Below are 8,669 nucleotides of genomic sequence, written 5' to 3'. Positions count from 1 at the left end.
TGTCGTCGCCACTCGTGCGGCCACCGCTCGCGCCGTCCAGTCCGCGGGCGCCGGCCGCACGCAGCACAGGAGCTTCCCGCGCCTGGCCTCCCCGGCCCAGCGGCAGGGGGCATCCCAGCGCCCGGCGCTCCCGGGCCCCACCACGTCCCACGGACTCACGCGTCTGCGCACCGCCGCAGCCGTCAGCGACTCGAGGCCCCACAGGGCGAGCGCCCAGACGAGCGGCCGCGAGCGAATACAGCTTCCTGGCCAGCACCTCCGCAGGCACGACGTCTGCGACACGCCGCACCCACGGCAGCGGTAGCGTCGCACGCGCAGCTCCACGAGGACGGGCGACGCGCCAGCGTCCAGCGGCCCGCGCACCTGGCGGCTCCGACTGCCATGCCCATGAAGCCCCAGCGGCCCTCCCACAGGGCGGCTCGCCGCGCCGCAAGCGGCGCAGCTCGCCGGGCGTAACCGCCGACACGGACGGCATCTGCGCCGCCCAGGACTTGACTCCGACGCGTGTCCGTACGACTCCTTGGGGGCCTCGCTTCTCTCTCACACGTCAATCGGGGCGCTCGACCTGTGAGCGTGTTGGCGCACGCTCCAGGTCACCTTTCTCACGCGAGCTGGCGAACACCGCCGCGCCCCGTCCTCTCAGCGCCCTACGGACTACCTCACGCAACGTGGCGCGCCAGAATCCGGCTCGCTGACGGACTCCGCGCGACCTGCAACATCCCTTCCCGGCAACCAGCGCGCTCGTCGCGACCGCGATCTCCATCAACCACTTCGCTCAGCAACACTGACGAGCTGATTCCCATGCGCAAGAAGCTGCGCCTGTCCGGTGTCCTCCAGTCCCTGCAGCTGCGCACCCAGCAGGCTGTGGACGACAACCTCTCCCAATTCCTCTACCGGCTGCTGAGCGACGAGGTGGAGCGTCGCGACTCCAAGCAGCTTTCCCAGCGCGTGCGTCGCGACTCCTTCGAGCACGCCCGGACGCTCGAGGATTTCGACTTCCACTTCAACCCCAGCGTGCCCAAGGCCAAGGTGCTGGAGCTGGGCACGTGCGGCTTCCTGGAGCGCCACGACAACGTGCTCATCGTCGGCCCCACCGGCGTCGGCAAGTCCCACCTCGCGCAATCCCTCGGTCACCGCGCGTGCCGCGCCGGCTACAGCACCCTCTACGTCGGCACCCACGAACTGCTCATGCAACTGCGGGCCGCACGCGGCGACGGTAGCTACGACAAGCGCCTGTTGCGCTTCACCTCGCCAGACTTGCTCATCATCGATGACCTTGGTCTGCGCGGGCTGACGCAGGATGAGCGGTGGACCTCTACGAGGTCGTCCGCCAGAGGTACGAGCGCAAGAGCACCGTCATCACCTCCAACCGGGCGATTGAAGAGTGGCCTCCGCTTTTCGGAGACCCGCTGATGGCCAGTGCCGCCATGGACCGACTTCTCCACCACGCCCACGTCCTGGTCATCGAAGGCGACAGCTATCGCAATCCACCCCCTGCCCGACGCCGCAAGCCCACACCGCCGGGAGGCCCTATAGACAACAACGTGGATCCGCTTGGCCGACCCCAAACTCGTCATCGCCGTGAACTCGAACAACGGCTCCGTGACGAACTCACCAGGGCGATCCGCTTGGCCGACCCTCACGCGGTCCATACCCCCGGTCCTTGACAGTCAGGTACTCCAGATAAGGGGCGAGTATGCTGGGTCTGGGCACGCGCGCCGCGCGCTTCGGGGAAGGACTTCGCGGCGGCGGAGTATGTTTGCGCACTCGTCCCGGCGAGTGCAATTTCCCAGTGTGTGACTGATTCTCAGCAGGAACTCCCCGGCCAGGTGACGCCACAGGTTACCGGCTTCGTATGCAGCGACGAGCCGGGAGCGGGCTCCTCGGCTCTCGGGCGTGGGCTTCGGCATGAGTTCGGAGAAGCTGGTGTGACGGTGTGCAGGATGGAATGTCTCCGCTCGACACGGCGTAGCGCTCGAAGGCGGGGGTGCGCGCTGGTCATCCAGCGTTCCATCATTTGCCGTCCATTCAGCAGCAAGTGCCAGCGGTCCGCCACCTGCTGGGCCTCTGGAGTACCCAGCACCGCCGCTCGTGTGTACTCAGTCGACCGGTCTCTGGCGATGACTTCCACGCCGGGGTGCTGGCTCAGCCATGCGCTCACCGTGGGAGTCGAGCGGTCTGGCAATACGTCCCGCACGCAGTGCGCTTCCATGTCGACAAGGATGGAGCCGTAGGTGCGCCCCTTGCGCAGCGCCCAGTCTCGTTGAGGCCCAGGACGCGATCGGGGATGGGAAAAGCTCCGGCTGTGATTGCAACGGCGCACTGCGCGGTCGCCAGTCGCCGTGTCCGCCGAGCCGGAGTGGCCAGTAGGCGCACCGGCCGCTCCGCGGACGTGCGGCGGCGGGAGCTTTCCGGATTTCGGCAGCAGCGCCGCACACGCAGCTCGAGTTGCACGACGCGCCCCGCGGCGGGCAGGTCCGCCGGGCGTCGGACATAGCTACCTGGCAGGAGGGACATCGTGCTCGCGTGCCTCCCATGCGCACCCCGAGGACGACACCCGCCGCACTACCGTGGGCCACCCGGTCCGCCCGACACCCAGGAAGTGGATACAGCGTTTCCATTCCCAGGGTTTATTCGTCCCGCTGGCAGCTTGCCGCGCGCCTGCCTACTCCCCAGAGGGGAACCACACGAAGTGCGGGAGAGCCGGGTAGCTGGACTCCCGCGGGCCCCATCCACCTGAGCCCTGGCGCACCCTCACCCCGGCCGTGGGCCCTCTCACGCGACATCCACCGTGGCGCGCACCGCTGGCGAGTCATCTCCACTTGAGTGGAATGCCGCGGCCTCTACTCCTTCGTCCTATCTGCGAGCGAAATGGGGCGGACGACAGGCCCGAGCTTGAGCGCGAAGACACCAAGTACGGACAGGGCCTGGCCAAGCAGGAGCACGATGCCCACGGGCGACATCGTGGAGCCATGAGCCAGCAGGAGTGCCACACTCCCTATCACCCAGGAGCCATCCACCAAGAGGTGCACCAGCGCTGCCCACATGGGGACTGACGGCTGGACGGCGACCCACGCATTGAAGCCGGCCCATGGCACCAGAAACACGCCCACTCCGAACAAGAAGGCAGGAGGCAACGACCAACCTGCGAGCGTGGTGAGCGGCGTGGCTACAAACAGAAGCGCACTACCCATGGTGATAGCGGCAATGGCATCTGCGCGATAGACGAGGCGGTCGGTCATGAGGGAGCTTTCCGGTGACGGGAGAGCCCCGCAGACTCGATGTTTGCCCAGCCGCCCCGCAATGACCTCGGAGGGAAGTGCTCCGGCGGCGTGAATCGAATAGAGCCATGAAAGAGGCCGTGATGCGCGATGTCGACGAGGTGCCAGCCAAGGGACACCGGAAGACCATTTCAGGGACGCCCAGCGAGCTGGGCGCACTGCTGAAAGACTGGCGTGCGTTGCGAGGCAAGAGCCAGCTCGTGCTCGCACTCGACGCCGAGGTCTCCCCCCGGCACCTGGCATTCATCGAATCGGGCCGGACAGCTCCCAGCCAGGACATGGTCACGCGACTGGCAGGGGCGCTGATGCTAGGACTCCGCGAACGCAATGCCTTGCTCGTCGCGGCGGGCTACGCGCCTGAGTTTGGTGAGAGTGATTGGAACAGTGCGGAGTTGAAGGAAATCCGCCAGGCTGCGGCGATGATTCTCAGAGCGCACGATCCCTACCCTGCCCTCGTACTCGACGCAGCGTCCACGGTGCTCGATGCCAACGTCGGGGCACTCACGATGATGGGGCAGGAGCGAGACGCACTTGGGAGAATCAACCTGATGGACCTGGTCTTCGCTCCCGGCCGCGTCCGAGCGGCGATTGGGAATTGGAACGAGGTGGCGGGCTTTCTGCTCCAGCGGCTCCGGGACAACGCACGCCTGCGCGGCCCCCACTCCGAGGTCGCACGGGTGCTGAAGCGCGTGCTCGACTTTCCTGAAGCTCGTGCGCTCCCTGCGGCAATGCCTGGCGGCGGTGGCGCCGTTCTGATTCCGCTGACTTTCGAGGTCGACGGAGTGACCACCCAGTGGTTCACCACCGTCACGACTTTTGGTGCGCCCCTCCACGCACTGGCCGAGGAGATCACCATCGAGCAGTTCTACCCGCGCTGACCCAGACGCTTACGCGGGGCAATTGCGTGTGAAGTTGGGCCTGGTGGTGGAGCTGGGGGAGGCGACGCGGGCGCACCAGCGGCTGGAGTCGCGCGCGACGGTGGGCAAGGTGGTGCTGCGGGTGCCCTGAAAACGGGCCCGCCCGCGGGCCACGAGGCGCCGTTGGCCTCCAGCCCGCCGGCGGCCCAAGGCCGTCACGCCGGTGCCCGGCGGAGCCTGGGACGCGAGGACGCGGAAAAGCGAAAAGCCCCCGTCGCACGAGGCGACGAGGGCTTCTCTCAAAAAGAATCCGGCAGCGACCTACTCTCCCACGCGGTTTCCCGCGGAGTACCATCGGCTCTGGAGGGCTTAACTTCCGTGTTCGGGATGGGAACGGGTGTGACCCCTCCGACATTGCCACCGGAAAAGCTGTAAGTGCATACAAAGGGTAAGTTGCAATAGTCTGCGAGTACAAGTCTCGCTGTGCGCTAAGTGTTTCGTCCGGGTGAATGCATAGTGCATTCAGTCTCGGCCTTGGCCCCGAGTCCCTTACTCCCCTTGAGGGGGCATGCAAGAGATAGGGGGAAGTAAGCCTCTCGACCAATTAGTACCAGTTAGCTCAACGCGTTACCGCGCTTACACACCTGGCCTATCAACGTCGTAGTCTTCGACGGGTCTTCAGGGGCTTGCGCCCGGGATACCTGGTCTTGAGGTCGGTTTCCCGCTTAGATGCTTTCAGCGGTTATCCAATCGGCACATGGCTACCCAGCGATGCCTCTGGCGAGACAACTGGTACACCAGCGGTGCCTCCAACCCGGTCCTCTCGTACTAAGGTCAGAGCCTCTCAAGTATCCTACGCCCACAGCAGATAGGGACCAAACTGTCTCACGACGTTTTGAACCCAGCTCGCGTACCGCTTTAATTGGCGAACAGCCAAACCCTTGGGACCTGCTCCAGCCCCAGGATGCGATGAGCCGACATCGAGGTGCCAAACCTCCCCGTCGATGTGAACTCTTGGGGGAGATAAGCCTGTTATCCCCGGAGTACCTTTTATCCGTTGAGCGATGGCCCTTCCATTCAGGACCACCGGATCACTATGACCTGCTTTCGCACCTGCTCGACGTGTCCGTCTCGCAGTCAAGCTCCCTTATGCCATTGCACTCGCCGCCCGGTTTCCAATCGGGCTGAGGGAACCATCGCGCGCCTCCGTTACTCTTTGGGAGGCGACCGCCCCAGTCAAACTACCCACCAGACAGTGTCCCAATCCCGGCTGACGGGACATGGTTAGACACCAGAAATCAACAGGGTGGTATTTCACCGTTGCCTCCACCGAACCTAGCGGCCCGGCTTCAAAGGCTCCCACCTATCCTACACAGTCAATCCCTAGTGTCACTGTCAAGTTATAGTAAAGGTTCACGGGGTCTTTCCGTCTTGCTGCGGGTAAACTGCATCGGCACAGCTATTTCAATTTCGCTGAGTCCCTCTCCGAGACAGCGCGGAAGTCGTTACTCCATTCGTGCAGGTCGGAACTTACCCGACAAGGAATTTCGCTACCTTAGGACCGTTATAGTTACGGCCGCCGTTTACTGGGGCTTCGGATCATCGCTTTGCCTTGCGGCTGACGAATCCCCTTAACCTTCCAGCACCGGGCAGGAGTCAGACCCTATACGTCGGCTTGTCGCCTTCGCAGAGTCCTGTGTTTTTGGTAAACAGTCGCTACCGCCATTTCTCTGCAACCTCTCTCGGCTCCGGCTGTACGCCTTCACCTACCAGAGGCCCACCTTCTTCCGAAGTTACGGTGGAAATTTGCCTAGTTCCTTGGAGGAGAGTTCTCTCAAGCGCCTTAGGATTTTCTCCTCACCCACCTGTGTCGGTTTACGGTACGGACACCCTGCAAGCTCCCTACGGGACTTTTCTTGGAAGCAGAGCATCAACGACTTACCCCTTACGGGGCGCCATGGGGTCTCGGGGATAGCTGTCGCGCCTTTAATCGTACGCGACACCCCTACGCCTTTGGACTGACACAACCGCCGGTCAGCTCGTCTAGCTTTCTCCGTCCTCCCTTAGTTCAACGCTTACAAGATGGCGCAGGAATATTAACCTGCTTTCCATCATCTACGCCTTTCGGCCTCGACTTAGGTTCCGGCTAACCCTGGGAAGATTAACTTGACCCAGGAAACCTTGGGTTTACGGCGAGGGGGTTTCTCACCCCCTTTATCGCTACTCATTTCGGCATCAGCACTCCCAGCCGCTCCAGCCGCCCTTTCGGTCGACCTTCGCTGCAACTGGGACGCTCCCCTACCGCCACACGTTTTGCGTGTGACCCGAAGCTTCGGTACTAGTCTTGAGCCCCGTTACATTTTCGGCGCGGCCTGTCTTGACCAGTGAGCTATTACGCTTTCTTTAAAGGATGGCTGCTTCTAAGCCAACCTCCTGGTTGTCAATGACCTGCCACATCCTTTCTAGTGTTCACTTAGACTAGATTTGGGGACCTTAGCTGTCGGTCTGGGTTATTCCCCTCTTGCCAATGGACGTTATCACCCACTGACTGCGTCCCGGGCTAACAATTACTGGCATTCGGAGTTTGGTACGGTTTGGTAATCTGGTGAGACCCCTAGCCGTTCCAGTGCTCTACCTCCAGTATTGAATTGCCCGAGCCGATACCTAAATATCTTTCGGGGAGAACCAGCTATCACGGAGTTTGATTGGCCTTTCACCCCTACACACAGCTCATCTCAGAAATTTTCAACTTTCATGAGTTCGGTCCTCCATGCGGTGTTACCCGCACTTCAACCTGGCCATGTGTAGATCACCCCGCTTCGGGTTATAATACACGCAACTAATTCGCCCTTTTAGGACTCGCTTTCGCTCCGGCTCCACCTAACGGCTTAGCCTCGCTACGTATATTAAGTCGCCGAATCATGATGCAAAAGGTACGCCCTCGCACTGGCTTGCGCCGTAGTGCTCGGACTGCTTGTAGACATGCGGTTTCAGGTTCTTTTGACTCCCCTTGCCGGGGTTCTTTTCACCTTTCCCTCGCGGTACTTGTTCACTATCGGTCGCCAAGGAGTATTTAGCCTTACCGGATGGTCCCGGCTGATTCAGACAGGATTGCACGTGTCCCGTCTTACTTGGGTAACCCACTCAGCTCCAACCGGCTTTCGCGTACGCGACTATCACGCCCTTTGGTGTCTCTTTCCAGAGACTTCCGCTAGCCAGTCAAAGTCCTACCGTGGACCCTCTACCCCGCTGCCACTTGCGTGACATCGGTTTGGGCTGTTCCCATTTCGCTCGCCGCTACTTTGGGAATCACTCATTGTTTTCTCTTCCTCAGGGTACTGAGATGTTTCACTTCCCCTGGTTAGCTCCTGCCTACCTATGTATTCAGTAGGAGGTAACACCGCTATTCGCAGTGCTGGGTTTCCCCATTCGGACATCTCCGGATCAACGCTTGGTTGACAGCTCCCCGAAGCTTTTCGCAGCCACCCGCGTCCTTCATCGCCTCTTGGCACCTAGGCATCCACCGCACGCCCTTAGTAGCTTACTTGCCCTAATCTCTTGTCTAACGCCCGCCTCCCGGCGGATTGTCGAAACTCGAAACCAAGGCCCAGACCCCTGCTCTTCGCAGCAGGCCCGGAAAAAATCACTCTACGCTTGTAGAAACACTGCCCTGTCACCTCGCCTCACGGCGTTGGTTTCAGGCAGTGCTTTCTGCGAGAACTTGTTACTCAGCAGAAATTGCAACTTACCCTTCGTATGCACTTGTCAAAGAACGCTTCCCTGACTTCGGGAAAACTTGTGGAGCTGATCGGAATCGAACCGACGACATCCAGCTTGCAAAGCTGGCGCTCTCCCAACTGAGCTACAGCCCCGTGTGTCCGGGCCAATTTAGCTGGGTGCGTCACCGTTGCCCAGGCTCTCGCCTGCGGAAATGGTGGGCCTAGGTGGACTTGAACCACCGACCTCGCGCTTATCAGGCGCGCGCTCTAGCCAGCTGAGCTATAGGCCCAGGAGCTACCGCGTCGATTCTACCTACAGCGTCCTTCATTCTCAAAGAGCTGGTGCCGCGACTTCTCGCGCACTCAGTCCTTCAAAACCAAACAGCAAGCCCGAAGTAGAGAGAGTCGGATTGGACTCGGAAACGTTGACCTGGTCGACCTGACGCGGCTCGAAAGCCGCTGGCACCACCTGCTGACACCGAAGTGTCTGCCTGGTGCCCGGTCTCCTTAGAAAGGAGGTGATCCAGCCGCAGGTTCCCCTACGGCTACCTTGTTACGACTTCACCCCAGTTACCGACCACTCCTTGGGCACCTCTTGGTGAAGTGACTTCTGGAGCAATCGACTCCCATGGTGTGACGGGCGGTGTGTACAAGGCCCGGGAACGTATTCACCGCAGCGTGCTGATCTGCGATTACTAGCGATTCCGCCTTCATGGAGTCGAGTTGCAGACTCCAATCTGAACTGAGACCGGTTTTATGCGATTAGCTCCCCCTCGCGGGTTGGCAACGCTCTGTACCGGCCATTGTAGCAC

7 protein-coding genes, 2 tRNA genes and 3 rRNA genes (1 of these 12 only partly in view) are annotated in these 8,669 nt (G+C 61.6%); 4 read left to right on the top strand and 8 right to left on the bottom strand.

Features of this window, described 5'->3' with window-relative positions; translation table 11 throughout:
- On the bottom strand, positions 1-363 hold a 363-nt coding region (locus ACN469_RS06910), incomplete at its 3' end, for a hypothetical protein (RefSeq protein ID WP_498765343.1).
- Between the two features lie 438 nt (positions 364-801).
- Between ACN469_RS06910 and ACN469_RS06905 the strand changes: the two genes are divergently transcribed.
- Together ACN469_RS06905 and ACN469_RS06900 are read left to right on the top strand one after the other, a co-directional pair.
- The gene (locus ACN469_RS06905) at positions 802-1,413 is read left to right on the top strand and encodes an ATP-binding protein (protein ID WP_498765341.1); all 612 of its coding nucleotides are present in this window, start codon (positions 802-804) and stop codon (positions 1,411-1,413) included.
- Positions 1,308-1,667, top strand: coding sequence for an ATP-binding protein (locus ACN469_RS06900; RefSeq protein WP_498765339.1), 360 nt, complete (start codon positions 1,308-1,310; stop codon positions 1,665-1,667). Before ACN469_RS06905 ends, ACN469_RS06900 begins: the two co-directional genes overlap by 106 nt.
- 140 nt (positions 1,668-1,807) lie before the next feature.
- Here ACN469_RS06900 and ACN469_RS06895 read toward each other — a convergent pair whose 3' ends face one another.
- Both ACN469_RS06895 and ACN469_RS06890 read right to left on the bottom strand, forming a co-directional pair.
- The gene (locus ACN469_RS06895; protein WP_498765337.1) at positions 1,808-2,323 is read right to left on the bottom strand and encodes a transposase; all 516 of its coding nucleotides are present in this window, start codon (positions 2,321-2,323) and stop codon (positions 1,808-1,810) included.
- Between the two features lie 520 nt (positions 2,324-2,843).
- Positions 2,844-3,242, bottom strand: a complete 399-nt coding sequence (locus ACN469_RS06890) for a hypothetical protein (protein WP_498765335.1) — start codon at positions 3,240-3,242, stop codon at positions 2,844-2,846.
- A gap of 107 nt (positions 3,243-3,349) precedes the next feature.
- Between ACN469_RS06890 and ACN469_RS06885 the strand changes: the two genes are divergently transcribed.
- Both ACN469_RS06885 and ACN469_RS06880 read left to right on the top strand, forming a co-directional pair.
- A complete protein-coding gene (locus ACN469_RS06885; protein ID WP_498765333.1) occupies positions 3,350-4,159 on the top strand; it encodes a helix-turn-helix domain-containing protein in 810 nt (269 codons plus the stop codon).
- Between the two features lie 22 nt (positions 4,160-4,181).
- Positions 4,182-4,289 carry a hypothetical protein gene (locus ACN469_RS06880; protein WP_498765332.1) on the top strand — a complete coding sequence of 36 codons (108 nt, stop codon included), beginning with the start codon at positions 4,182-4,184 and terminating at the stop codon, positions 4,287-4,289.
- A 157-nt stretch (positions 4,290-4,446) separates the two neighbouring features.
- Here the strand turns inward: ACN469_RS06880 and rrf are convergent.
- The 5 genes from rrf to ACN469_RS06855 all read right to left on the bottom strand — a co-directional run.
- Positions 4,447-4,563, bottom strand: a 5S ribosomal RNA gene (gene rrf, locus ACN469_RS06875).
- A 158-nt stretch (positions 4,564-4,721) separates the two neighbouring features.
- A 23S ribosomal RNA gene (locus tag ACN469_RS06870) occupies positions 4,722-7,685 on the bottom strand.
- Between the two features lie 252 nt (positions 7,686-7,937).
- Positions 7,938-8,010: transfer RNA gene (locus tag ACN469_RS06865), tRNA-Ala, on the bottom strand.
- Between the two features lie 60 nt (positions 8,011-8,070).
- Positions 8,071-8,147 (bottom strand) — tRNA-Ile (locus tag ACN469_RS06860).
- Positions 8,148-8,368: 221 nt separating this feature from the next.
- Positions 8,369-8,669, bottom strand: a 16S ribosomal RNA gene (locus ACN469_RS06855) (it continues 1,237 nt past the right edge of the window).
- The 16S, 23S and 5S rRNA genes sit together here with 2 tRNA genes alongside, the layout of an rRNA operon.

The sequence above is a fragment of the Corallococcus terminator genome, from assembly GCF_049194865.1.
Classification (GTDB): Bacteria; Myxococcota; Myxococcia; order Myxococcales; family Myxococcaceae; genus Myxococcus; species Myxococcus terminator_A.
This window is presented reverse-complemented; position numbering and strand designations above follow the sequence as displayed.

Coding starts and splice junctions, on each gene's coding strand:
- ACN469_RS06885 (WP_498765333.1), top strand. CDS start 3,350: ATGAAAGAGGCCGTGATGCGCGATGTCGACGAGGTGCCAGCCAAGGGA.
- ACN469_RS06890 (WP_498765335.1), bottom strand. CDS start 3,242: ATGACCGACCGCCTCGTCTATCGCGCAGATGCCATTGCCGCTATCACC.
- ACN469_RS06905 (WP_498765341.1), top strand. CDS start 802: ATGCGCAAGAAGCTGCGCCTGTCCGGTGTCCTCCAGTCCCTGCAGCTG.